This is a genomic window from Robinsoniella peoriensis (assembly GCF_000797495.1).
GTDB lineage: Bacteria > Bacillota > Clostridia > Lachnospirales > Lachnospiraceae > Robinsoniella > Robinsoniella peoriensis.
The window spans coordinates 250,817-274,554 of sequence record NZ_JTGN01000001.1; the positions used below are offsets into that span (position 1 = coordinate 250,817).

Below are 23,738 nucleotides of genomic sequence, written 5' to 3' on the forward strand. Positions count from 1 at the left end.
TTTACGAAATGATCATTTGAACCGACTCCCTTTCCTTAAAAGTAGTCGGCAGTTTTAAATTTTTAGGGAAATCCGTATAATCCCCTTCCATTCTTTTCAATACCAATTCCACACATTTGCGGGCAATCATTTCAATCGGCTGTCTGACTGAAGTGAGACTGGGCCGTGACATTATGGAAAATTCCATGTCATCAAATGTAACAAAAGACAATTCACCGGGAATGTCAATGCTCAGATTATGAACCGCTGTCATGGCACCGAGACACATATTGTAATTAGAAACAAATACTGCTGTAGGCCTCTTCTTCAGCTTCCAGATTTTCTGCATGCATTTATATCCGGATTCAAAAGTAAAATCTCCTTTTTCGATATATTCTTTTGTCACCGGGATATCATAATCTTCCATCGCACGCAAAAAGCCTTTCATCCGGTCTTTAGCCGTAAACCGTTCCGGTATCTTCTCACTGGTTCCTGACAGAATTGCAATCTGCCGGTGCCCCTGTCCAATTAAATATTCTACTGCTGTATAGGTGCCTGCCGCAGAATTTGCCATCACGCTGTCGCAGGGCGTGTACTGGCACAGACAATCTACCAGCACCACTGGTATCTTCCGTTCTCTGGCCGGTGCCATAAAATCCACTTCACTTTTCATGGCATAGCTGAAAATAATCCCATCTACCTGTTTATCTGAGAGAAATTTGACTGCCCTTTGTGCCTCCTGTGCATTCCCTCTGTGACAGCAAAGCAGCAGCGAATATCCCCTGTCCTTCAAAAGTTTTTCTATATACGCCGTAATCTTTGCCAGAAACTGGCTTTCCAGTGAATCTATCGCGATGCCGACGGTATAGGTTTTAGCGCTTCTTAGGCCTCTCGCTGCATTATTCGGCTGATATCCCAGCTTTTGAACCGCTGCTTCTATCACCATCCGGTTCTGGGGTTTAACATTTCCTCCATTCATATATTTCGAGATTGTCGAAATCGCTAAATTTGTTTCTTTTGCTACATCTTTTATTGTAACTGCCATCGTTCTTCACCCACATGTAATTTTTCTTTATCTATCTTGAAAAAGTCCCTAAAGGACTATCCAGACTACTGTTTACCCATAATATTATCACAGTCTATCTGAACCAACAACTATAAATATGAATTACATATGCGCATGTTCTTAATACTGAAATTCTATCATACAATGGCCTTTTATTTCAGGAACGATAAATTCGATTCTGCCATCCATGGATGAAAATTCTAATTCACTTCCTTCCGGTACAAGGCGTACTGATTTTATTTTTTCCGGTAAATTTACGGAATAATGAATATCATACAATGGAATAATATCCTCTATTGTAAATAGTTCTTCCGAGACTTTCACCGGTATATAGTGAAGACCGTGAAGCACATACCGTTTTTTATCTGCCTGGATATTCACCGCGCTGAGCAAAGAGGTGGGACCGTTATGTTTTAGCAGAGGGTTTGGGAGTACCAGTTCTAAAATATCATTTACAATTTCCTTACACCATTTGGGATGCTTCTTATAATAAGTAGTAAATACCGGATGCATCATATAAATACAGGAATCTGTCTGAACAATTGCAGGGTATCCCTTCTTATGCGAAGAAGGTGTGTGGCGATGAGAACAAAAATGCTCCCAGGTTCTGTTAAAATACGGAATGTAAGTGTCCGCCAGTACCGCTGCCCCCGCTGCTTCCACCTGCGCTCCCTTATCATACATTACATGTTCCGTTTGTGGAAGAGACTTGCCGATCTGTTCATTTGGCATAATAAAATCCGGACTATAAGGCGCCTCTCCTAAATAATGCACACCTAATTCATCAATCGCAAAATCCGTCTCATCATCGGAAAGTCCGGACTTGTAACTGGCAATTACCTTACCGCCATATGCGATGAAGCTTTTTATCTTCTCGGCCAGCTTGGAATCACAAAGTATGCTATCCGGTAAAATCAATACTTTGTACCCATTAAACTCCGAACGGTCATCTACAATATCCAGCTGGTATCCCAGTTCATCCAGCATCGTACAAGCGCCGTTAACTTCCCTGGGCACTGAACCTCCGGGACCGGTATGCTCCTTGAGACATTCGCTTGTAAAAACTGCAATCTCCGTCAGGGCTTTCGCTTTTTGGCACCAGGGCTCTTTCTTTTCTACTTCCCGATACACACTGCCGATCAAATCATATACCGCGCCGGATATTTTGCCATCCGGATCCAGCTGGTCCCCGATCAGACATTTTGAATTATATGCCAGCATCCGAAAACACTCATATTCCAAAGCCTCCCTGTTTTTAAAGGAATGAAAATCTCCCCATTCCGTATGAAATTTTCCGGTATGTGCAAGATAGTCCATACCGGTAGTTCTGGCAAAACGGGCTGTATTCATAAAATGGGAGTATCCCCATTGTCCGCTTGGAAGGGATTCTAATTCCCAATGTGTATAAGCATCTCTGGCATCTACCGAAACCGCATTAATATGCCCGGCATTATAGAAAATTGTAACATCTTCTTTCAGACTTCTGATATAAGCAGAAATATCTTCTTTGAAATCCTGCATGGTCTTTCTGGCAAAGAGCATCCGGTCTTCCTTCTTGTCCGGGCGATATCCTTCTGCTTCCATTTTTTCCACACAATGTCTGCAGGAACAGTCTACTGGATTTACAATATCAAGGAATAATCCGTCAATCCTCTCTGCTGTCAGCACTTCAAAGACATCCAGAATCTGGTCTTTTAAAAACTGTCTGTACGGTGAATTGACACACAGGGTTCTGTAAAATCCTGCATCATATACTTTTGCAGACTTATCATCCTGGCAAAAATCCTTTAAACTTCCATCCTCATTTAAGCAAACCCAGTCCGGGTGTTTCATACCGGAGTAATAATCCCACTGTACCGTAGTGTAAACAGGTACTTTTATTCCTCTTTTATGGCAGGCATCAATCTGCTGGATTAATAAGTTCTTATTGACCAGACCCGGATGCACCAATTCCGGGAATCTGACTGAATCATAATACAACATCCCATGATGGCATCTGGAGAAGCAGGTAACCGAATTAACCCTTGCTTTATCCAGTGTATCTGCAAATTCTTCCGCATCAAACGCGGCTCCCACATCCATTATTTTCTCACTGGTGTGAAAATCCATATGAATCTGCCGAAATCTTAATTCTTCCATATATAACCTCCTAATTAAGTAGGGTTCCCTGTCAACCAGCTTACCCTCTAAGATCGCAGTATGCGTTTTAACCTATTTCATTCTGGCAATTCTTGTTTTAATCTGAACACTTAAATCATCGTTACAGTTCCAAACCAGACATGCCTACCCTTTAACGGCTCCCGCCATCATACCGGCCTGCACTTTTTCATGGAACAGTATATAAAGGATAATCATCGGCAGCACTGCGACTATAATACATGCAAAGATCGGTCCCAGCTGCTGCTGATATCCTCCTGAAAATGCCAGCATCGCTCTTGACACCGTATATTTGTTTTCATCTGAAAGTAAAAGCATGGAGAAGATCAGCTCTCCATAGCCATATATAAATACCAGGATTGCCTCTGTGGATATAATCGGTATGGAAACCGGGAACAGTACCCGGAACAGCAGTTGTATGTCGTCACATCCGTCAATTATGGCTGCTTCATCCAGCTCCCTGTCCACCCCGTTCAGGTACCCTGTATAAAGGAAAATCGCCTGGGCCAGGTTAAACGCCACATAAATCAGGGTCAGAAACAGGAATGAATTTTTCCCCCCTACCTCCGTCGCCAGACTGGACACCGGAATAATCGTACAGTGCACCGGTACCATGACCCCTACCATAAACAGGGCATAGACCGTTCCCTTTAACCGGAAGCTTTTTCTGGATATGATGTACGCTGCCAGCATGCCTATGACCGTTACCACAATGGTGGACGCAATGCCCAGAAACACCGAATTCACCACCGCCCTTCCGATATGGGCGCTTTCAAATGCCGCCGCATAATTGGACCACAGCCACTGCTCCGGCAGTTTAAACATGCCCAGGTTTATGCCCTGGTTATCCTTCACCGAAGACAGGAATGTTATCAGCAGCGGAAATATCGTTATCATTCCCCAGAATACTGCAAATATATAAATAATGGTTCTGCCTATTTTTCTCTTCATATGATACACCTACTCCTTCTCCGGTTTAAACAAACGGTTTACCATCAGGCTCAGTACGATGCCCAGCACCAGAAGGATTACACCGATTGCACTGCTCTTCCCAAAAAATTTAAAAGTAAACGCCTCGTTATAAAGCAGGGTTGCCGGTGTGTCAGATGTATGGTTCGGTCCCCCTTTTGTCATTGCCCATACCAGATCAAAGGCTTTGAGGCAGCCGGTAATGCACATGATCGCAAAGATCTTAAAAGACTCCTTTGATAACGGAACCGAAATATGCAGTACTTTCTTCCATCCGGTGCATCCGTCTATTTCCGCCGCCTCATAGAGAGAATCCGGAATCGATACTAGCCCTGCCGCAAAAATCAGCATATTGTATCCGGCATACATCCACTCATTTACCAGCACTACACTCCAGATGTTTAAAGTCGGGGTCGTCAGCCATTCCCTGCACAGGGATTCCAGACCCAGGAACCGCAGGATCTCATTCAATGCGCCGTACCCGGGATTTAATATGTACACCCACATTAGCGCAACCGCTGTGGTGGATAGCATGACCGGCATAAAAAACGCCGTTTTCATGATCTTTGTGCCCTTCAGCTTCGACGTGATCAGCAATGCCAGACCGAATGCCAGGGGCATCAGCACCACAAAGCCCCCAATCGTAAAGTACAGTGCATTCAGCATCGAATTCCAGAAACTGTCACTGGCCAGCACCTTGGTATAATTCGATAATCCAATAAACTTCTTTGCCGCACCATGGACCCCTTTCCAGCTGTGGAAGGAAAGAAAAACCGTATTACAGACAGGATATACAATTAACCCCAGAAATATCAACAGGGCCGGAAGTAAAAACAAGATAATGATCCATCTGTCCTTTGCCTTTTTTTTCACTATAACTTCCCCTTTCTTAATAGAAGGCCACCTGTACAGTCTCCTGCGCCAGGCAGCCACTCGGAACCGCCGTCCGGTCCGCTTTCCGGTTATCTGCTCTTATTCTGCATATTCTGCAATCCGGTCCACGATTTCCTTACCGCATTCTTCCGGCGTATTGCCCATTGCTATTCCCTGCAGGGCATTTCTTACCGTATCCATCATATGGGAATCCGGATCCGGGTTCTGCAGGTCTGTCTGCATTGCCGTATAGCCTGAAACGATTTTATTCACCTCATCCAGCAACGGGTTCTCCGGTGTATTTGCTGTGGCTTCAAATTTAGCAGGATATATCACTGCCGCCACTTCATTGTTCTGTGCATAGTATTCCTTTGAAGTCACATATTTTACAAACTCCACCGATGCTGCGATCTCTTCCTCTGACTTGTCCATCTTCGTGATAAACCACATGTCCGATGCGCCGCCCTGGGCATTGTCCTTGTACGCTTCATTGATGTATGGAAATGGCACCACTCCTGTTTTATCATAAATCTCCGAACCGTAAATCTCCGATACATACCAGGAACCATCCCAGCGCATTGCACATCCCCCGTCTGCATAAACAGATTTCTCCGTATTGTAATCCGTATTAATGATATCGTCTCCAAAGTATCCCTTATCCACCATATCTTTTATGACCTGATAGGTTCCGGTCATTTCCGGGCTGTCATAGGAAAGGCTTCTGTCCGCAAGCTTGGCCGCCGCATCTGCACCCAGGGTTTTGATTACCACGTTATTGTGGAAATGCCCCAGTCTCCAGACATCGTGCTCCCCTACCTGGAAAGGCTTGATACCGGCTGCTTTCAGCTTTTCACAAACCTCCAGCAGATCGTCAAATGACTCCGGCGGTGTAAGGTTCTGGGCTTCAAAAATTTCTTTATTATAATAAAGGGGTACGGTATAGGATTTAAACGGCACTCCCCAGGTTCCGGGATATTCCTCATATTTCAAATCCCCAAACATCGATGGGTAAAAGCTGTTATACCAGTCCGGGTCTTCCTCGAAATATGGCTGCATATCCAAAAGTGCATCGGATTCCACGTAATCCAGTGTTCTGGATCCGCCATATTCAATAAATACATTTGGCGCATCACCGCTTGCAAAGGAAGTACGGATTTTATCAAAATACTCTGCTTCCGGCGGGATATTATCCATAACAACCGTAATTCCATTATCCAGCGCATTGAATTCCTCTACTTTTTTTCGGTAAAACTCTTCATCCGGAACATCTGCCCCATACCTGGAAGATACATAGATCGTAACATCATCACCGCTTTTTGCATCCTCTTTTGCCGCCGTTTCTTTCCCTTGGGTATCGTTTGCTTCTGTTTCGTTTGCTGCTGCCGTGTCCCTGGCAGCTCCCTGCTCAGAGGTTTCTTTGCTTTCAGTTGTTCCCGTACCCTGGCTGTTTCCACAACCCGCAAGTGATAAAACCATCGTTCCTGTTAACAAACATGCCAATAATCTTTTTTTCATTTTGTTTCTCCTTCTCACTTTTCATAACTGGGTTAATATGGTTTTGCGCGAAACGTTTCGTTTTTGTAACTATATAATAATATTAATTCCAAATTATGTCAATACTTTATTGTTCATTTTTTATATTATTTGTATCCAACACAACACTTATATAAACATTAATATTTAATTAAAAGCAAAACGTTTCGCATATTTAACTATTATTATTGATTTAATTAATTTTTATGGTATAATATTATTCAATTCTACCAATCAAAGGAGGGGCACGAAATGGGTTGTACAATCAAAGATATAGCCAGAGACACGAACCTGTCTCTGGCTACTATTTCAAAATATCTAAATGGGAAAAATATCATTCCCGAGAACCGGGCAAAAATAGAAAAAAGCATAAAAAAATTAGGCTATACACCTAATAAAACCGCACAAATGCTTCGTGCACGAAAGACAAATACCATCTGTATTCTGATTCCTGTAATCGGAGATTATTTTTGGGGTTCACTCTGCTCATACATTGAAGAATATGTACAAAAATATAACTATTCCACAATTGTCAGTTCCTATGATTCAAAGACGGAGGATAATTCTGATGTTATGCGCTTATTGCTAAGCAATCAGGTAGATGGTGTTATTTTAATTCCTGAAAATGCATCACATTTAAATTTGATCCAATCCATTATCCAAAATAATATTCCCCTGGTATATCTGGATCAGGTAGTCACGAACCCTCCTGGTGATTCCGTTACTTCTACGAACCGCAAAAGTGCTTATGATGCCACAGAATACCTGATTTCCAAAGGACACCGCTGTCTGGGTGTAATCGGCGGTCTGCTGGACAGTTATACCATCAAAGAGCGCATACAAGGCTTTTATGATGCCTGTGACGATCACCAAATCCCTTTTCCCTGCCGTATTGTTATGAACGGCGACTTTTCACCCCATTCCGGAGCCGTACAGCTGCGCCGTATGTTAGAGCTGACCCCTCGGCCTACTGCAGTTTTAATTCTGGGCTATATCACGACACTGGGTGTCATTATGGAACTCAATACCCTTGGCATATCTATTCCCCAAGACCTGTCTATCCTGACATTTGACGACGATGAAATCTTCTCTGCCTTTGAGCCGCCCATTACAGCTATCGTACAAAACTTGCAGGAAATGGGGAAACAGGCAGCAAAACTACTGCTCAAACGCATCAATGGATGTGAGACCAATTTCCCCGTGGTAAAAATGATCGACACCAATTTTATCGAACGAAAATCCGTACGTAATATTACCAAAATATAACACCGGACATTTTCTTAGAATGTTTTTGCATAGGTTAAAATATTGGCAGCATTCAATGATTTTCGCAATACGGCTCCTACTACAAAAGCAAGTACTATAGAAATAATGTCTTTAATCAGATACGGAACAGAAACCAACACGGCTGATGACCAGAATGACATATTCATCAACAGCATAAACTGCAGGATACCAAGTATATGGCAGATCAGCAGACCGCATACGGCAAATACTCCGCCAATCACCCTATTTTTTATACTGACGGCCAGTCCGCACAGAAGGGAAAGGAAAATAAATCCAAATATGAATCCTCCTGTTTTGCCAAATAAAATCCCTAATCCCCCCGCTAAGCCGGAAAATACAGGAACACCAACTCCACCCAGAACAATATAGATTACCGTTGCCATAGTTCCTTTTTTCCACCCCAGTACACACCCGGTTAAAGCTACTGCAAAGGTCTGCATTGTTACAGGCACCCCTGACGGCATCGGAATTGAAATCTGGGATAGTACTGCCAGGATAGCGGCAAACATTCCCACGAGAACTATAGACTGCGTTTTTATATTATTTTTCTTATTCATAAGATCCCTTTCATTGTAAACTAATATGTATATTTTGTTGACAATCACATTATAAACGAAGGCATACCTATTGTCAACCTTACTTTTAATAAAGTTAACAACAGCCATGCCTCTTTCAAAAACTTCTTATTCCCAGCCTTTACATACGTCGACCCATTCCTTTGCCTTTGCATATAGCTCTAACTGGGAACAGGTCAGTTCTATAGCGCTATTGCTGCTGCCACACGCCGGAAAGACAGTATCAAACCTTTTTAATGATTCGTCCAGATATATTTCTGCCGACTCTGGCACTGCAAAAGGACATACCCCTCCTATAGCATGACCCACCAGATCTTCCACTTCTTCCGGTGCCAGCATCTTCGCTTTCATGCCAAAAAAGCCCTTGAATTTGCTGTTATCTATTTTCGTATCTCCCGCCGCAACAATTAAAACTGCATGATCTCCGGACTTACTCTTAAAAGAAAGTGTCTTTGCTATTCTCGCCGGCTCTACTCCCGCTGCCTGTGCAGCCAGTTCCACGGTCGCACTGGAAGTATCGAATTCCAATACTTGATCATCCATATTAAATACTTTTAAATAAGCCCTAACTTTCTCAATTGCCATGATGTACACTCCTTTTCTGGTCGTCTTTTTTCTTTTTGTGATTTTTCTTGTTCTATCAGCCGTCTAATCTTTAAAAACTACTTATCATTATAATCAGAATATGCTAAATATTCAATCCCCCAGTTCATAGAAAGTGGATTAATCCCCGTATTCCACCATACTGTGAAAATCAGCCTTGTATCAATAAACTGCATCGGAAAACCATATCCATATAATGCGAAAAAAAGCCCGGTGATAAACACCAGGCTTTTTTCCGACAAGGTTTAAATTAAGGTTTTTACAAACTCTTTAGAAGGACTAGGAATGACTGCATAATCCAGTACAAGACCCTCTTCTTTTATTAAAGCAACAGCAGAGGTTACAGATTCTGTAACTGCAGATACTGTTCCTGTTAATAACACATATGATTTACCGCACATACCTCTTGCAATTCTGATTTCAAAAAGGTCTACTTCTGCGGTTTTTGCTGCGTGATCAGCAGCTACAATAGCCGATGCTCCGGTAAAGGTTTCAATTACACCTAAAGCTTGAACATCTTCGATATCTGCTGTGCAGTTAAGTGCTTTAAATACGGATTCGTGCGGGTTACCCAGCACGAAACTGTCAATCATGCTTTCCGGATACTCTTTTTTAGCAGCATCTACGGAAACTCTGATTGCACTTAGATCGCCGGTAAATAAGATAATGAATTTACCCGGGCAAACTGTTTGAGCCTGAATCAGCTCAACATCAGCTGTTTTCACAATAAGGTCTGCCGCCTTAATACCTGTGGAAACAGTTTTATATTCCACCATTCCAATTGCTCTCATCGTTCTCATCTCCATTATGATTTAATGCTGATAAAGTTATCAGTAACTGCCGTAACTTTTCCGGCAATACTTGCATGTAAACAGGTTCCTAAAGCGCCTTCCGGCGGTGCAGCGATTTGTTGTCCGACAGTCACCTCATCTCCCACCTTTACAGATGGTACACAAGGTGCGCCAATATTCTGACGAAGCATTAATTTTACTTCGTTAATTTCAATCGGACAGCCTTTCATCGGTGCCGGAATATCAAATTTAGCCAGACCAAGCCTGAGCATCAGACGGTGTTCCGGAACTTTACGTTCCTCACGCATACTGCTTGCCACGCCTTTCCCTGCTTTATCCGGTATCTTCACGCCTTTGCTTCTCAGACCCGTTTTATATGCATCCAGTAATCTTCTTGGAGATAAATCCTGATGACAAGAATACAGTTCACATAATCCACATGAACAACAGAAGAAAGAGTTCAGGAACGGCTCTACATTATAAGTAGTTCCATTTGCGATCGCTCTCATAAATTCATGAGGTTTAATTGACTGTCCAAGTAAATTCCTAGGACATAAACTTGTACACATGAAGCATTGTGAACAGACAGACATTGCATTTCTAAGGTCTAACTTATTGCTTCTCTGTCTCTTAACGACTGGCGGACAGGTAGGAGGCAATACTAAAATTGCTTTTGTAGTCTTCGTTACAATATCTCTCGCGGAACAAATGCGTCCCGTCATAGGACCACCCATGATTATCACATGATCTTCCGCAGAGAATCCACCTGCCATGTCTACTAATTCTTTAACCGTAATACCAATCGGCACTTCTACCGTAAGCGGATCGTTTACCAAACCTGCTACCGTTACAAACTTCGTAACAACATTGGTATCGCTTGTTACCTTGCGATACAGGTTCAATACTGTCTCCACGTTAACAACAACACATCCAACCAGGATCGGAATCTTACCCTGGGGTACGATTTTTCCCGTGGTTTCATAAATTAATACGACTTCATCTCCCGCCGGATAGATGTCCGGTAAAATATGAAGGCGAAGTTTATTATAATTACCAATGCAACTGTTTACTGCCTCTATGGAAGCAGTATAAGACTTTTTCACAGCGATGATTCCTTCGTTGGCACCTAACGTATCAGCAAGCATCTGCATGCCCGAAAGTATTTCGTTTATGTAATCACTCATGAGCTGTCTGTCAACCTTGATCAAAGGTTCACACTCTGCACAGTTCAAAATGATTGTCTCTGCCTGGTCTGAAAGTTTTGCATGAGTCGGGAAACCTGCTCCGCCTGCTCCTACAACACCGCCATCGAATAAAGCCTTTTTCATATCTACCATATTCATTGCGTCCACTCCAACCTATTCTACTATGACTATTTTTTGCGGGTCATCTACAATACCTACAATACATGCATCAATCGGAGAATCCGGATCACCACAGCCAAGCCGCGCAGAACTACCTGTTGTCACCAGCACGATATCACCGATACCAGCTCCTACGTTATCCACAGCAACAAGACGATTACTATTTTCAGTTTTCATCTTTTCCATTGGATCTACGATCAGGAATTTGCTTCCAACAAGATCATTATTCTTTCTTGTACAAATTACCGTTCCTACTACTTTGCCTATAATCATGTTTTCCTCCTATGTCGCATTTGCTGCGTCATTCGTCGCACTACCGCAACATTTGCCGCATTTGCTGCGTCATTTACCGCACTCACTGCGTCATTTGCTGCATCTGCTGCGACATTACTTTATCGGGAATATCCGCTAATTCATGCTTTTTCCTCATGCAGTCATCCATAATTATATGGATTTATACGAATGCCGATCGGGTTTCATCGAATTATTTAATTAAAATTCCCTTATCTTTACCGATACCCAAGCCATTTGCTTCATCGGTATCTATATGCATCTCTAATGTAAATGTATCATCTACTCTGATGACAACATCTTCAAAAACACCGCCACGGCCGCTGTCAAAACGTACTTTAACAACCTGCTTATCTTTTACGCCATATCTGGCTACATCTGCCGGTGCCATATGAATATGTCTTTTGGCAACAATACATCCTTCTTTCAAATATACAACACCTTTTGGACCAACCATAGCAATTGGTGCGGAGCCTGCAAGATCCCCTGACTGACGAACCGGCGGGTTTAATCCCAGACGTATCGCATCTGTCTTGGCAACTTCAACCTGAGACTGGATTCTCTCCGGTCCCAAAACTCTGACATTTTCAATTGCTCTTAATTTTGTTCCAACGATGGTTACACACTCCTGGGCTGCGAACTGTCCGCCCATAAGTTCTTTTTTCTTATTTAACTGATAGCCCTTACCAAATAAGGTTTCTACATCTTCTCTGCTAAGATGCACATGTCTTGCAGAAATTCCAATAGGAATCTCATCTGCCGGGTTATATACATCAACACTATTTTTTAATTGCTCAGCTACTAACCTTGCAATCTCATCTACTAATTGTTGTTCCTGCATTTTTTCGGTCCCTCTCTTCATGGGGTTATTCAATTCATAGAGCATCCTGGACACAGCTACCATATCCATTATGTTGGATTTCAAAAAATCACTTCCTGACATATAAAGTCAACTGCATGCCTCTTCCCGGGCAATTATCTGTCCGCGAAAAAAGCATGCAATGTCATTTGTTTATTAAAACTGTGGAAGGATCTTTTCTACATCTGTATGAGGTCTTGGGATTACATGAACAGCGATAACTTCGCCTAATCTTCCAGCAGAAGCGCTTCCAGCTTCAACAGCTGCTTTCACTGCTCCAACATCGCCACGAACCATAACACTTACAAGACCGGAACCGATTTTCTCTGTTCCAACTAAAACTACATTAGCTGCTTTTAACATAGCATCTGCTGCTTCGATTGAAGCAATAAGTCCTCTTGTTTCTATCATTCCTAATGCCTGAAGTTCCATTCTGATATCCTCCTTAATTACTGGTTTTGCTGCCGGTGCGGCAGCATTCGCATTTTTGCGGGTTGTTCTTGGTTTTCTTTTTGCAGGAGCTTTCGCAGCTGCAGTTTTTACATTTTTTTCATCGGCCATATCTTTTACCTCGATTTATCCTGAAGTCTTAGAATCTGTTTATAACAGATTTTAATCTTCCTGTAGAAATTTATATTTCTTTCTACTGATTTCTACAAGGTTCATCGTTTCTTCATGTGGATTTGCTATTACTGCAGATGCCACAATATTGCCTACTGCACTTCTCTTTGCAGACTCTATTGCTTCCGTCACCGCAGAAACATTGCCTTGAACGATTATGGTTACCAGTCGTCCGCCTAACTTCTTTTCCCAAGTCAGGAACCTGATATCTGCTGTTTTCAGCATGACATCAAGAGCCTGAATCGCATCCGTAATATTAGGTAATTCAATTAATCCAATTGATTTCATATATCTTTCCTTCTGTTTTCAGGATATTGGAGCACGTTTTAGATGCTTGGTAATATTTTTTCTACGTCTGTGTGAGGTCTTGGGATAACGTGTACTGCTACTAACTCGCCAAGTTTTCCTGCTGCTGCTGCGCCTACTTCTGTAGCTGCTTTAACAGCTCCAACATCTCCACGAACTAAAACTGTTACAAGACCTGATCCGATTTTTTCTGTTCCTACTAACTGAACGTCTGCTGCTTTCACCATAGCGTCAGATGCTTCAATTGCTGCTACTAAACCTCTTGTTTCTACCATTCCTAAAGCTTCCTGTGTCATTATAAAAATCCTCCTTAATTAACCTTGTTGTTGTTTTCCAACATCAGATATTCTTCATTTTATCTACTCTAAACATTTATTCTACACTATATTGCACTTAATCTCAACATCTTTTCAGTATCCTCTGATGGAGCTGGGATAACATATCTCGTTACAACACCTGTAATACTGTTTGCTGCTTCTTCTGCCGCATCCATTGCAGCATTAACATCTGCAACACTGCCTCTGATTTTTAAGCAAGTAATAAGCGGTACCGGTAACGCATCTGCATTTGCAGGTTTGTTCTTGTCGATGGATTCGATCCGGACATTTGCCGCTTTTGCTGCTGCATCCGCCGCCACAAATGCTGCTACGCATCCAAACACTTCTAAAATTCCTGCTGCTTCACGCATGGCCTAACACACCCCTTTCACTTACTCATTGATGATAGCGATCTTAAGACCTTCCATCTTCAGGTTTGTTACATGAGCTTCATTAATTTCACTTAACGGGAACTTATGTGTGATCAGTTTCTTCATTGGAAGTCCGATAGCCTGAGCGCCCTTTAAGAATTCAAATGTAGTTGCGTAATCTCTGAGTGTATATACCCAGGAACCAACGATTGTGATTTCTTTGGAGCAGATATCAAAGTGAGGATTGATTGTTGCATCTCCACCATTGATGAAGAATCCAAGTTCACAAAGTCCGCCGCCGTTACGGATGAATTTGTAGATATTTGCATGAGCGATCGGAGATCCGGTACACTGGAATGCAAAGTCTGCAAGGTATCCGCCAAATGCTGCTTTCACGCCTTCTGCAAGAGCTTCAATTCCTTTGTGGTCTTTGAAGTTTACAGTTTGAGATGCGCCCATTTCTTTTGCGAAATCAAGTCTCTTCTGCTCGCCGTCTACTGCGACGATATTCTGAATTCCCATAGTCTTTAAGATTGAGATACAGATCAAACCGATCGGTCCGCATCCCTGAACAACAACTCTGCTGTTGAATCTTAAGATTCCGGTTGTTTTAGCTCTTTCTACAGCATGGATTAATACTGCACATGGCTCAATTAAGATTCTGGACTCTAAATCCAGTTCACTTACATTAAATACGGTAGAACCTTTACGGATTACCAGGTAATCTGCAAACCATCCGTTCAGATGAACATCATCATCCGGAAGTAAGCCGTATACATCAGCTCCGCCTACGTTCTGCTTATTTAAATCGAACATTGTAATGTCCGGATCGTCTTTGAAAATCATACAGGTAACAACTTTGTCACCAAGTCCAAGAGATTTGCCTGCGCTGTCTTTTTTCACGTTTTTACCGATTTTAACAATTTCACCGGTTCCTTCATGTCCAAGTACAACAGGAATTAAACCAAATGGATCTCTTTTGAATTCATGTGCATCTGTACCACAAACGCCGCATCCTTCAACCTTAACCAGGATGTCGTCATCTCCGATTTCAGGAATCGGGAACTCTTTAATATCATAATGCTCTAATGCTGTCAGCATAGCTACTTTTGAAGTTGCCGGAATTGTTCCGGAAGCTTTGCAAGGAGCTACTGCCGGTGCTGCGCTGCTGGTATTGCCCTGCATTTCAGAAAGCACCTGTTTTACAATTTCTTCTATATTCATTTCCACGTCTATCACTCCTTATCTGATGCAAAGTGCATCGCCCATTACGCATCTTCTGCTCTTAGTAAAGTTTTTAGCGGAGGTTAATCCTTCACCTGTACGGCTGCAGATTGTGAAAGTAGGATATCCTTCTCCTCCAAAACCAAGTGCTGCATAAGATGGGGCATTTTTAACAAAGATCGCGGTGTCGATCATTTTACCAAACTTTGTAAGGTTATTTACATTTGTTGAATGCATATGTGCGGAATGTCTGTTGCCATGTTCTAATTCAAGAGCAATGCCCATACCTTCTTCTACATTCTTTACTCTTACGATACCCAGAATCGGCATCATAAGCTCTTCCCAGATCATAGGATTTGTTTTTTCACCTTCGAATATGATACAACGGATTTCATCGCCAACCGTAACTCCGATTTTGCCAAGAAGAACTTTTGCACTGCGTCCAACGCACTGTCTGTTCAGGGTTCTCTTACCATTGTTTTCAATAAAAACAGTCTGGATCAATTTCTGAACTTCTTCTGCGTTTGCATGATAACATCCAACCTGTTCCATATGGTAGATCAGCTCGTCCGCTATCATATCAACTGCAACAACTTCCTTTTCAGCAATACAAGGCAGGTTATTGTCAAATGTACATCCATTGATGATATCTTCTGCAGCTTTCGGGATATTAGCTGTTTCATCAACTAAAACAGGTGGATTTCCTGCGCCCGCTCCCATTGCTCTCTTACCGGAAGAAAGAACGGTGGTAACTACACCCGGGCCTCCTGTTGCTACTAATAATGAGATATCTTTATGTGAGAAAATCACTTTGCTGACTTCCATAGTCGGTTCTTTTACAGCAACGGCTATATTTTCCGGTCCGCCCACTTCAACACTGGCTCTGTTAATCATATCAATTGCCAGATTTGAAACGTTTTTAGCAGATGGATGTGGTGCAAATACAACTGTGTTTCCTGCTGCGATCATTCCGATAGAATTACATACTACGGTTTCCGTAGGGTTCGTAGACGGACAAACTGCACCGATAACTCCGAACGGTCCCATTTCTACCAGAGTAAGTCCTCTGTCTCCTGACCATGCCACTGTAGACAGATCTTCCGTACCCGGAGTCTTCTCTGCAACCAGCTGGTGTTTCAAAATTTTATGTCCTACATTTCCCATACCGGTTTCTTCTACACCGAGTTCAGCAAACATTTTTGCATTTTCCAGTGTTTTCTTACGGATATTGGAGATGATCTTTTCACGAAACTCTAATGGCATTGGCTGAATTTCTTTCTGGGCTTCTTTGGCTGCTGCTATCGCATCATTGATATCATCAAATACACCCAGTAATTTTTTAGAAGATCCTGCCGGTTTATCCGCCGTCGTACCCATGCCTTTTAACACGCTTCGAACAATATCTTGAATTTCTTGTTCGTTAATAGCCATTTTGTGGTACCCCCTTATTTCATCTGAGCAAGGATTTTCTTTGTCACTTCTGCAACGATTGCTTCAACGCTAGGTTCGTCAGCTTTTGCTGATCCACAGTTGCAGCCTTCTGCTGAGTGGCATCCGCCGCCGCATTTTCCGCCTAATTCAGCGCAGATATTTGCAGGATGTTTTCCTGGAAGACCCATCTGTCTTCTGATTTCATATAATTTAGCGATCTGCTCTTTGTCAAATTCCTTTGGTCCGCCAAGCATTTTGGATTTGTATAATAACTCTGCGTAGAATTCAACAGATTCCATTTTGTGGTAAGCAGCTAACAGGTCTGTGCTCCATGTTAAAGCTCCGTGGCTTTCCAGTAATACTGCATCATAATATGGTAAGTATTTTTCTACATTGTCTGGAATTTCAACTGTAGAAGGTGTACCGTATTCAGCGATCGGAACGCATCCTAAAGCGATAACTGCTTCCGGCATGATTGGCTGTGTTAAAGGAATACCTGCGATTGCAAAGCTTGTTGCAAATGTAGGATGAGCATGTACTACTGCTCCAACATCCGGTCTTTTTTCGTAAACTCTCATATGCATTTTGATTTCAGATGAAGGTCTGAAGTTTCCGTTTGCCTGAAGAACATTTCCTTTTGCATCTACTTTACAGATAAATTCTGGTGTCATGAATCCTTTAGAAACACCTGTTGGTGTACATAAGAACTCGTTATCGCTTATTTTTACTGAAATGTTACCGTCGTTTGCAGCAACCATATTCCTGTCGTAAATTCTCTTACCGATCTCACAAATTTGTTTTTTGATTTCATATTCATTAGCCATGAAAAAAATCCTCCTTACATGTTTGTTTGTGTTGTTTTATTTTTGGTTTAATTTATTTTAACACGAATGCCACTAAAAATCAACATCTTTCTCAATAATTTTTAGGACAAAAAAAACCCTGTAAAATACAGGGTTTCAGAGGAATTAGCAGATTTTGGGGACAGGGTTTTCTTCACTCCACACAATACCACGCAATCCCAAATCCAAAGATTTGATAAAAATTTATCATTGTATCATGCCGGGCTTATAGAATACATATTGGTTTCTGCCCCGGCGTTTTGCCTCATATAATGCCAGATCTGCCTTTTTGTATAATCCGTCAAAATCTTTTCCATCCTTTGGATAGACGGCAATTCCAAGGCTCCCGGTAATATTATAGGCGCTGCCCGTGGAAAACGCCAGTTTTTGCAGAAGCGTATCCAGGCGTTCCTGTATAACATGTTCATCCGGTACATCTTTTAAGAAAGCTATAAACTCATCGCCTCCCAGACGCCCCAGTATGTCATCTGCCCGCAGGGATTCTTTTAATTTACTGGTTATCACCGACAGCACCCAGTCTCCAAACTGATGTCCCTTGTTGTCGTTTAATTCTTTAAAATGATCAATATCTACCATGATAAAGATGTGTTTGCTGTTTGGCTGGCTTTTATCCAATACATCCGTAACCTGGTCAATGATCGCCCGCCTGTTAAGAACCCCGGTCAGCGGATCACGCCTTGACCGTTCATGAAGTTCCAGGGCTTTGCGTTTTTCTTTGTCAATATCTGTTATCAGTATAAATGCTTTTATGTGATCCGAATAGGGATCGGGCAGCATCTGGAGGGATGCCATAACCCAGTATACATTCCCATCCTTTGCATATCGCTGGCATTCCATTTTCATTTCCCGCTTCCCGTTATGGAACTGGCGGATCATTTCACTCCTGCAGAATAACTCTACATAACCCTGCCTGTCCTCCGGCACGATCAGGTTGTCCACAACATATTCTAATGTTTTATCATAGGACACTACTGCATCTTCCGGCAGTATATTATTGATATCGGTCCTGACACTTTCCAGAATATTTTTCGTTATATCACACTCATAATAAGCTACAGCTTTTTCCTGCTGTGACTGATTAAACTGGCTCCATTTCTCATATGCAATTTCTTTTTCCCGCTGTTCACTGATATCTTCAAAAGAAACTACAGCATGCAATGGCATTCCGTCACGGTTATATACCATAGAAAAGGAACATTCATACCAGGTATAATCCCCGGTCTTGTTTCTAAAATGCAGGATTGCAGTTCCCTTAGGCTGGCCTTCCAGCATTCGGTCATAAAAATTTATAAATTCTGTTCTGCTCTCTTTTGCGGGATACGTATCCGCAATACTCTCCGGCAGATTTTCCACTTTGACCGGCAGCCCAAGTTCCAGCGCCGTATCTTCTGACAACACAGCAGCTCGTGTCATGGGATAAAATCGAAACGCGAACCGTTTGGCATGTCCAAGCAGCAGCATTTTCTCTTTTTCTCCCATTTTAAGGACTTCAATAGCCTCCATCCGTTTACTGATATCCAGTACGACACAATTGAAGCAGTCTGCTTCGTGAGGATCAGCCGTACACTTTATCAGACTCCAGAGTACGCTTCCGGATCTATGTATTGCTTTTACTTCTATATCTATATAATCTAATTTCTCTTTCTTACATCTGTCTACTTTCTCTTTTGCCTTCGGCCAGTCAGCCGGATATATGATATTACTAATTGTCGTGAAGCCTGCAGATTCTGCTTCCTGCGGTACGTATCCAAAACTCTTATAAAAGAGGGCATTTGCACTCACAATTGTCAGATCATCATCATTTCTAATTTTGCAGAAACCACATGGGAGATTGTCAATTTCTATGACGTCCTCCTCCCCATTATTCCGCATATCTGATCTCCTCCTGTCAATGGCATATTTTCCAAATCATTTTTTTCATTATAGAACATTTTATCAACAAATACAACTCAATAAATAGCTTGAATTATTCCACTTTTTTTCTATACTGTCTGAATTTGTCGCTTTGTCTGGATTTATAGATTTTTACGCATAATTGCTTAAAGAAATAGTGCAGAATAAGTCATGATCCCCCGAAAAAAGTTGAATGATTTTTTTAAACATATTTCCCCTTGCATTTTTCCAATTTTCGGTTACAATAGAAGGGACTATGCAATATGATTTTTATATAGAAAGATAAAAAGAGGTTCTAGAACATGATAAGTGCAAATAATGTAACACTTCGAATTGGTAAAAAAGCGTTGTTTGAAGATGTAAACATTAAATTTACAGAGGGAAACTGCTATGGTTTAATCGGTGCCAATGGTGCAGGTAAATCTACATTCTTAAAAATTCTTTCCGGACAGTTAGACACAACAAAGGGTGATATCGTCATTACACCGGGTCAGCGTCTCTCATTCTTACAACAGGATCATTTTAAATATGATGAGTATACCGTTTTGGATACTGTCATTATGGGAAATAAGAGACTGTATGAAATTATGAAAGAAAAAGAAGCCATCTACGCAAAGGAAGATTTCACCGAAGAAGATGGTATCCGGGCAAGTGAACTGGAAGGTGAGTTTGCTGAAATGAATGGATGGGAATCAGAATCCGATGCTGCCCAGTTATTAAACGGACTTGGCATTGAAACAGATCTTCACTATTCTATTATGAAAGATTTAAAAGGTAGTGAAAAAGTTAAGGTACTTCTCGCCCAGGCGTTATTCGGTAATCCTGACATCCTTCTACTGGATGAGCCTACCAACCATTTGGATCTGGATGCAATTGAGTGGCTGGAAGAATTCCTGATCAACTTTGATAATACAGTTATCGTTGTATCCCATGACCGTTATTTCCTGAATAAGGTATGTACCCATACTGCTGATATTGACTATGGTAAGATTCAGCTTTACGCCGGAAATTATGATTTCTGGTACGAATCCAGCCAGCTGCTGATCAAACAGATGAAAGAAGCAAACAAGAAGAAAGAGGACAAGATCAAAGAGTTACAGGATTTTATCTCCCGATTCAGTGCTAATGCTTCAAAATCCAAACAGGCAACTTCCAGAAAACGTGCTTTGGAAAAAATCGAGCTGGATACGATCCGTCCTTCCAGCCGTAAATATCCATATATTGATTTCCGTCCAAGCCGTGATATCGGAAATGAAGTTCTGACTGTCGAGGGTCTTTCAAAGACAATTGAAGGTGTGAAAATTCTGGACAACTTGTCCTTTACATTAAATCACGATGATAAAGTTGCGCTGGTAGGCGGAAACGAACTGGCAAAAACTGTTCTTTTCAAAATTTTAGTTGGTGAAATGGAGCCGGATTCCGGATCTTATAAATGGGGTATCACTACTTCCCAGGCATATTTTCCAAAGGACAGCACCAAAGAATTTGATAATGACTATATAATCGTAGACTGGTTAACACAGTATTCCGAAATCAAAGATGCTACTTATGTGCGTGGATTCCTTGGACGTATGCTTTTTGCCGGCGATGACGGCGTGAAAAAAGTAAAGGTATTATCCGGTGGTGAAAAGGTTCGCTGCCTGTTATCCAAGATGATGATCTCAGGTGCTAACGTATTAATCCTGGACGAACCAACCAACCATTTGGATATGGAATCTATCACAGCATTAAATAACGGTTTGATTAAATTCCCAGGAGCAATTATGTTCGCATCCCATGACCATCAGATCGTACAGACCACTGCTAACCGTATCATGGAGATCATGCCGGGTGGTGCACTGATCGATAAGATCACTACTTACGACGAATATCTTGCAAGTGATGAAATGGCCAGAAAACGTCAGGTATACTCCACAGAGGGCGATTTAGACGATAATTAAATAATAATTTTAAAAAAGAGGCTGATAAAAAATCAGTCTCTTTTTCTACCAGCCGCCAGTTTCTTTCATGATTTGTATTCGGTCTGTATCTGTTCTTCATATTTCGTTATCTTTGTATTTTCGCATTCTGCATCACAATATTTACTTCCGCTTCCATTTCCGTTACCGGTTCCATCTCTTTAGCCGTCTTTAGTTGTGTACAGGCTGTGACATTGCACAATACCATTAACAAGAAACCCATTATTACGATTTTCTTCTTCATCTTCATCCCTCCAGAAAATTACAAACAAGTTTACATGTTCTTCTCCAAATATTATAAGCAGCAATTGGAAAATCTGTCTGTAGGTTCAGGTAAAGAATTTGTAAAATTTGAAACTGCACGATTGGTATCTATTTATATTTTAATTGTATGTATGATTTGATGTTATGTCAAGTAATATTGGATTTTTATGGGTTGGATTTTTTATGGGTTGAATTTACTGTATCCCGGAAAAAAAGGACAAAGCATCCCTTTGTCCTTCTCCCTCCCCTATTTAATGAACAGGAAATTTATCAAACTCCGGATTCGTAAAATAATAATTATTGGAATCCATTTTTTCTTTTGTCTTCTCCAGTGCCTCTCCAAATCTCTGGAAATGCACTACTTCCCTTGCTCTGAGAAACTGGATCGGTTCTCGGATCTCCGGATTTTGTACCAGTCTCAGAATATTGTCATAAGTTGTTCTGGCTTTTTGTTCTGCTGCCAGATCTTCGAATAGATCGGTAATCGCATCTCCTTTTGATTGAAACTCACATGCGTTAAAAGGAATTCCGCCGGCTGCCTGTGGCCAGAGAGCGGTGGTATGGTCGATATAATAAGCATCAAACCCCGATGTTTTCGCTTCATCTATGGTAAGATTTTTTGTTAACTGGTAAATCATAGCACATATAATTTCCAGATGTGCCAGTTCTTCCGTTCCAATATCGGTTAATAATCCGGCAACTTCTTTGCATGGCATCGTGTAACGCTGGGACAGATACCGCATAGATGCTGCCAGTTCTCCGTCCGGACCGCCAAACTGGCTGATGATCAATTGTGCTGTTTTGGGGCACGTCTGGGTTATTTTTACCGGATACTGTAATCTTTTTTCATAAGTCCACATTACTCTAGACCCCCTTCCCATGGTGTTCTTCCATCTACCCAGGTAAAATGACGTTGTCCATCATAAGAACACTCTGATTTTGCCTCATGAATTCCTTCTGCCTTAACGCAGTCAATGGTCAGGGGCTCAAATTTAGATTCAAACGCTTCCATCAGGGCTTTTCTTTTCCCAAGATATTCACCAAACAGGTCTAATGCCTGGACATCTGTCGGATGAGTATCCAGATATAATGTTAAATCATTGACACAAAAACTGACCGCATCCAATTCATTTAACAATGCATTCCTATCTTCCATCGTTTCCACCTCCTACATAAAAAGGCAGATCCAGATCACGGAATATAGTTCCACGCTTCAGAGCCTCCTGTGGTTCGTATACTGCTCCAAATGTCTGCCTGGGTACGGTAGCCATTGCCAAAATGCAGGTACAGCTTTGTGAAAAACAAGCAGATTTCCCATCCTGATTGCAAGAACATTCCATAACTTCATTCTCCTTTCAGATTTTCATGATAACTTTAATTTAGTCATCATTTTTATTATGTCTGAATTTGTCGATTTTAAGATAGGGATTTCTTGTAGAAATGTCATAAAATGCAAAAAAAGCAAAGACACTGAAGTCTTTACTTTTCCTATTTTTATGCGATTGCATAATTACGTGCTAATTGACCGACTCTTATATTCAACAACTGTACAATTGATACCACAACCTGCTGGCAAAGAGATATAATGTATTTCACATCCTCTTCTACGGAACGCTTAAATTTCAGATATTCCTGATGTGAAGTTTCAATAAAATGGAATAAAGCTTCTACTGTTTTGAAAGTTTTCATTTCTTTCTGCTGTCTTAACGCTTCTCCACTTTTGATATATTCTTTTAAATGTTTTTTCAAATGTTTTTCGTAAATGCAGTGATCTTTCAAATTCCCATCATAAGTATCATTATGGGGAAAAGTAAAATAGTCAGCAACGTAATGGATTACTTCACCAAGACGTCTCCAGTATACACGCTCATTTCTTCCAAATATATCACAATCTTCTGTTAAATTACGGATATCCTCACGTACCTGATCAAAAGTTCCAAAAAACTCATGTTTCTTAGTCAAAAAAGAAGGCTTACAATCTGGAAGTATACTTCCCAAATAAAATGCTTTCTTATGGTTATCAAGCTCCTGGGTGTTCAGATTATTAACAATATATCTCGCAACTGAGATATGAGATTTTTTTCTCAATGGATTGGCCTCCTGGCTTTTGCTTAACCTTTTTTGCTACCTTTCTCATTGTAGC

26 protein-coding genes are annotated in these 23,738 nt (G+C 41.4%); 2 read left to right on the top strand and 24 right to left on the bottom strand.

What is annotated here, in order from left to right:
- Position 1: 1 nt before the first annotated feature.
- From QR40_RS01030 to QR40_RS01050, 5 genes are all read right to left on the bottom strand, one after another.
- A complete protein-coding gene (locus QR40_RS01030) occupies positions 2-1,024 on the bottom strand; it encodes a LacI family DNA-binding transcriptional regulator (protein ID WP_027293710.1) in 1,023 nt (340 codons plus the stop codon).
- 141 nt (positions 1,025-1,165) lie between these two features.
- Positions 1,166-3,184, bottom strand: a complete 2,019-nt coding sequence (locus QR40_RS01035) for an alpha-amylase family protein (protein ID WP_044292964.1) — start codon at positions 3,182-3,184, stop codon at positions 1,166-1,168.
- Positions 3,185-3,328: 144 nt separating this feature from the next.
- Positions 3,329-4,153 carry a carbohydrate ABC transporter permease gene (locus QR40_RS01040; RefSeq protein WP_027292411.1) on the bottom strand — a complete coding sequence of 275 codons (825 nt, stop codon included), beginning with the start codon at positions 4,151-4,153 and terminating at the stop codon, positions 3,329-3,331.
- A gap of 9 nt (positions 4,154-4,162) precedes the next feature.
- Complete coding sequence (locus QR40_RS01045; protein ID WP_242849082.1) at positions 4,163-5,044, bottom strand: carbohydrate ABC transporter permease; 882 nt, start codon at positions 5,042-5,044, stop codon at positions 4,163-4,165.
- 99 nt (positions 5,045-5,143) lie between these two features.
- Positions 5,144-6,559, bottom strand: a complete 1,416-nt coding sequence (locus tag QR40_RS01050; RefSeq protein WP_044292965.1) for an ABC transporter substrate-binding protein — start codon at positions 6,557-6,559, stop codon at positions 5,144-5,146.
- 270 nt (positions 6,560-6,829) lie between these two features.
- Between QR40_RS01050 and QR40_RS01055 the strand changes: the two genes are divergently transcribed.
- Entirely contained in the window at positions 6,830-7,843 is a 1,014-nt protein-coding gene (locus QR40_RS01055; RefSeq protein WP_044292966.1) for a LacI family DNA-binding transcriptional regulator, read from the top strand.
- Positions 7,844-7,857: 14 nt separating this feature from the next.
- Here QR40_RS01055 and QR40_RS01060 read toward each other — a convergent pair whose 3' ends face one another.
- The 14 genes from QR40_RS01060 to QR40_RS01130 form a co-directional block, all read right to left on the bottom strand.
- Entirely contained in the window at positions 7,858-8,421 is a 564-nt protein-coding gene (locus QR40_RS01060) for a biotin transporter BioY (protein WP_027293704.1), read from the bottom strand.
- Positions 8,422-8,547: 126 nt separating this feature from the next.
- Entirely contained in the window at positions 8,548-9,024 is a 477-nt protein-coding gene (locus QR40_RS01065) for a YbaK/EbsC family protein (RefSeq protein WP_027293703.1), read from the bottom strand.
- A gap of 263 nt (positions 9,025-9,287) precedes the next feature.
- Positions 9,288-9,848, bottom strand: coding sequence for a BMC domain-containing protein (locus QR40_RS01075; protein WP_242858429.1), 561 nt, complete (start codon positions 9,846-9,848; stop codon positions 9,288-9,290).
- A complete protein-coding gene (locus QR40_RS01080) occupies positions 9,848-11,176 on the bottom strand; it encodes an SLBB domain-containing protein (RefSeq protein ID WP_044292968.1) in 1,329 nt (442 codons plus the stop codon). The genes QR40_RS01075 and QR40_RS01080 overlap by 1 nt, the downstream gene beginning before the upstream one ends.
- A gap of 15 nt (positions 11,177-11,191) precedes the next feature.
- Positions 11,192-11,470, bottom strand: a complete 279-nt coding sequence (locus QR40_RS01085) for a EutN/CcmL family microcompartment protein (RefSeq protein WP_027293699.1) — start codon at positions 11,468-11,470, stop codon at positions 11,192-11,194.
- Between the two features lie 211 nt (positions 11,471-11,681).
- On the bottom strand, positions 11,682-12,329 hold the full coding sequence (locus QR40_RS01090; RefSeq protein WP_052430685.1) for a phosphate propanoyltransferase: 648 nt from the start codon (positions 12,327-12,329) through the stop codon (positions 11,682-11,684).
- Between the two features lie 174 nt (positions 12,330-12,503).
- Positions 12,504-12,779, bottom strand: a complete 276-nt coding sequence (locus QR40_RS01095; protein ID WP_027293697.1) for a BMC domain-containing protein — start codon at positions 12,777-12,779, stop codon at positions 12,504-12,506.
- A 180-nt stretch (positions 12,780-12,959) separates the two neighbouring features.
- Positions 12,960-13,256: a BMC domain-containing protein gene (locus QR40_RS01100; protein ID WP_027293696.1), complete on the bottom strand. Its 297-nt coding sequence runs from the start codon at positions 13,254-13,256 to the stop codon at positions 12,960-12,962.
- 38 nt (positions 13,257-13,294) lie between these two features.
- A complete protein-coding gene (pduA, locus tag QR40_RS01105; protein ID WP_027293695.1) occupies positions 13,295-13,570 on the bottom strand; it encodes a propanediol utilization microcompartment protein PduA in 276 nt (91 codons plus the stop codon).
- Positions 13,571-13,656: 86 nt separating this feature from the next.
- Positions 13,657-13,962, bottom strand: coding sequence for a BMC domain-containing protein (locus tag QR40_RS01110; protein WP_027293694.1), 306 nt, complete (start codon positions 13,960-13,962; stop codon positions 13,657-13,659).
- A 21-nt stretch (positions 13,963-13,983) separates the two neighbouring features.
- Positions 13,984-15,186, bottom strand: coding sequence for a zinc-dependent alcohol dehydrogenase (locus QR40_RS01115; RefSeq protein ID WP_330373635.1), 1,203 nt, complete (start codon positions 15,184-15,186; stop codon positions 13,984-13,986).
- An 18-nt stretch (positions 15,187-15,204) separates the two neighbouring features.
- Complete coding sequence (locus QR40_RS01120; protein WP_044292972.1) at positions 15,205-16,617, bottom strand: aldehyde dehydrogenase family protein; 1,413 nt, start codon at positions 16,615-16,617, stop codon at positions 15,205-15,207.
- A gap of 14 nt (positions 16,618-16,631) precedes the next feature.
- Positions 16,632-17,441 (bottom strand): class II aldolase/adducin family protein, encoded by an 810-nt coding sequence (locus QR40_RS01125; protein WP_027293691.1) that lies wholly within the window; start codon positions 17,439-17,441, stop codon positions 16,632-16,634.
- A 225-nt stretch (positions 17,442-17,666) separates the two neighbouring features.
- Entirely contained in the window at positions 17,667-19,352 is a 1,686-nt protein-coding gene (locus QR40_RS01130; protein ID WP_044292974.1) for a sensor domain-containing diguanylate cyclase, read from the bottom strand.
- Positions 19,353-19,675: 323 nt separating this feature from the next.
- Between QR40_RS01130 and QR40_RS01135 the strand changes: the two genes are divergently transcribed.
- The gene (locus tag QR40_RS01135; RefSeq protein WP_027293689.1) at positions 19,676-21,313 is read left to right on the top strand and encodes an ABC-F family ATP-binding cassette domain-containing protein; all 1,638 of its coding nucleotides are present in this window, start codon (positions 19,676-19,678) and stop codon (positions 21,311-21,313) included.
- Positions 21,314-21,419: 106 nt separating this feature from the next.
- Here the strand turns inward: QR40_RS01135 and QR40_RS31620 are convergent, their stop codons facing one another.
- The 5 genes from QR40_RS31620 to QR40_RS01155 all read right to left on the bottom strand — a co-directional run bounded on the left by QR40_RS31620 (position 21,420) and on the right by QR40_RS01155 (position 23,683).
- Positions 21,420-21,575 (bottom strand): hypothetical protein, encoded by a 156-nt coding sequence (locus tag QR40_RS31620; protein WP_156042869.1) that lies wholly within the window; start codon positions 21,573-21,575, stop codon positions 21,420-21,422.
- A gap of 271 nt (positions 21,576-21,846) precedes the next feature.
- Positions 21,847-22,455, bottom strand: coding sequence for a manganese catalase family protein (locus QR40_RS01140; protein ID WP_044292975.1), 609 nt, complete (start codon positions 22,453-22,455; stop codon positions 21,847-21,849).
- Positions 22,455-22,751: a spore coat protein CotJB gene (locus QR40_RS01145; protein ID WP_044292976.1), complete on the bottom strand. Its 297-nt coding sequence runs from the start codon at positions 22,749-22,751 to the stop codon at positions 22,455-22,457. The genes QR40_RS01140 and QR40_RS01145 overlap by 1 nt, the downstream gene beginning before the upstream one ends.
- Positions 22,741-22,935, bottom strand: coding sequence for a spore coat associated protein CotJA (locus tag QR40_RS01150; RefSeq protein ID WP_044292978.1), 195 nt, complete (start codon positions 22,933-22,935; stop codon positions 22,741-22,743). Before QR40_RS01150 ends, QR40_RS01145 begins: the two co-directional genes overlap by 11 nt.
- Before the next feature lie 154 nt (positions 22,936-23,089).
- Complete coding sequence (locus QR40_RS01155; RefSeq protein ID WP_044289308.1) at positions 23,090-23,683, bottom strand: zinc dependent phospholipase C family protein; 594 nt, start codon at positions 23,681-23,683, stop codon at positions 23,090-23,092.
- Between the last annotated feature and the right edge of the window lie 55 nt (positions 23,684-23,738).

Coding starts and splice junctions, on each gene's coding strand:
- QR40_RS01030 (WP_027293710.1), bottom strand. CDS start 1,024: ATGGCAGTTACAATAAAAGATGTAGCAAAAGAAACAAATTTAGCGATT.
- QR40_RS01035 (WP_044292964.1), bottom strand. CDS start 3,184: ATGGAAGAATTAAGATTTCGGCAGATTCATATGGATTTTCACACCAGT.
- QR40_RS01040 (WP_027292411.1), bottom strand. CDS start 4,153: ATGAAGAGAAAAATAGGCAGAACCATTATTTATATATTTGCAGTATTC.
- QR40_RS01050 (WP_044292965.1), bottom strand. CDS start 6,559: ATGAAAAAAAGATTATTGGCATGTTTGTTAACAGGAACGATGGTTTTA.
- QR40_RS01055 (WP_044292966.1), top strand. CDS start 6,830: ATGGGTTGTACAATCAAAGATATAGCCAGAGACACGAACCTGTCTCTG.
- QR40_RS01060 (WP_027293704.1), bottom strand. CDS start 8,421: ATGAATAAGAAAAATAATATAAAAACGCAGTCTATAGTTCTCGTGGGA.
- QR40_RS01065 (WP_027293703.1), bottom strand. CDS start 9,024: ATGGCAATTGAGAAAGTTAGGGCTTATTTAAAAGTATTTAATATGGAT.
- QR40_RS01075 (WP_242858429.1), bottom strand. CDS start 9,848: ATGGAGATGAGAACGATGAGAGCAATTGGAATGGTGGAATATAAAACT.
- QR40_RS01080 (WP_044292968.1), bottom strand. CDS start 11,176: ATGAATATGGTAGATATGAAAAAGGCTTTATTCGATGGCGGTGTTGTA.
- QR40_RS01085 (WP_027293699.1), bottom strand. CDS start 11,470: ATGATTATAGGCAAAGTAGTAGGAACGGTAATTTGTACAAGAAAGAAT.
- QR40_RS01090 (WP_052430685.1), bottom strand. CDS start 12,329: ATGCAGGAACAACAATTAGTAGATGAGATTGCAAGGTTAGTAGCTGAG.
- QR40_RS01095 (WP_027293697.1), bottom strand. CDS start 12,779: ATGGAACTTCAGGCATTAGGAATGATAGAAACAAGAGGACTTATTGCT.
- QR40_RS01100 (WP_027293696.1), bottom strand. CDS start 13,256: ATGAAATCAATTGGATTAATTGAATTACCTAATATTACGGATGCGATT.
- pduA (WP_027293695.1), bottom strand. CDS start 13,570: ATGACACAGGAAGCTTTAGGAATGGTAGAAACAAGAGGTTTAGTAGCA.
- QR40_RS01110 (WP_027293694.1), bottom strand. CDS start 13,962: ATGCGTGAAGCAGCAGGAATTTTAGAAGTGTTTGGATGCGTAGCAGCA.
- QR40_RS01115 (WP_330373635.1), bottom strand. CDS start 15,186: ATGAATATAGAAGAAATTGTAAAACAGGTGCTTTCTGAAATGCAGGGC.
- QR40_RS01120 (WP_044292972.1), bottom strand. CDS start 16,617: ATGGCTATTAACGAACAAGAAATTCAAGATATTGTTCGAAGCGTGTTA.
- QR40_RS01125 (WP_027293691.1), bottom strand. CDS start 17,441: ATGGCTAATGAATATGAAATCAAAAAACAAATTTGTGAGATCGGTAAG.
- QR40_RS01130 (WP_044292974.1), bottom strand. CDS start 19,352: ATGCGGAATAATGGGGAGGAGGACGTCATAGAAATTGACAATCTCCCA.
- QR40_RS01135 (WP_027293689.1), top strand. CDS start 19,676: ATGATAAGTGCAAATAATGTAACACTTCGAATTGGTAAAAAAGCGTTG.
- QR40_RS31620 (WP_156042869.1), bottom strand. CDS start 21,575: ATGAAGAAGAAAATCGTAATAATGGGTTTCTTGTTAATGGTATTGTGC.
- QR40_RS01140 (WP_044292975.1), bottom strand. CDS start 22,455: ATGTGGACTTATGAAAAAAGATTACAGTATCCGGTAAAAATAACCCAG.
- QR40_RS01145 (WP_044292976.1), bottom strand. CDS start 22,751: ATGGAAGATAGGAATGCATTGTTAAATGAATTGGATGCGGTCAGTTTT.
- QR40_RS01150 (WP_044292978.1), bottom strand. CDS start 22,935: ATGGAATGTTCTTGCAATCAGGATGGGAAATCTGCTTGTTTTTCACAA.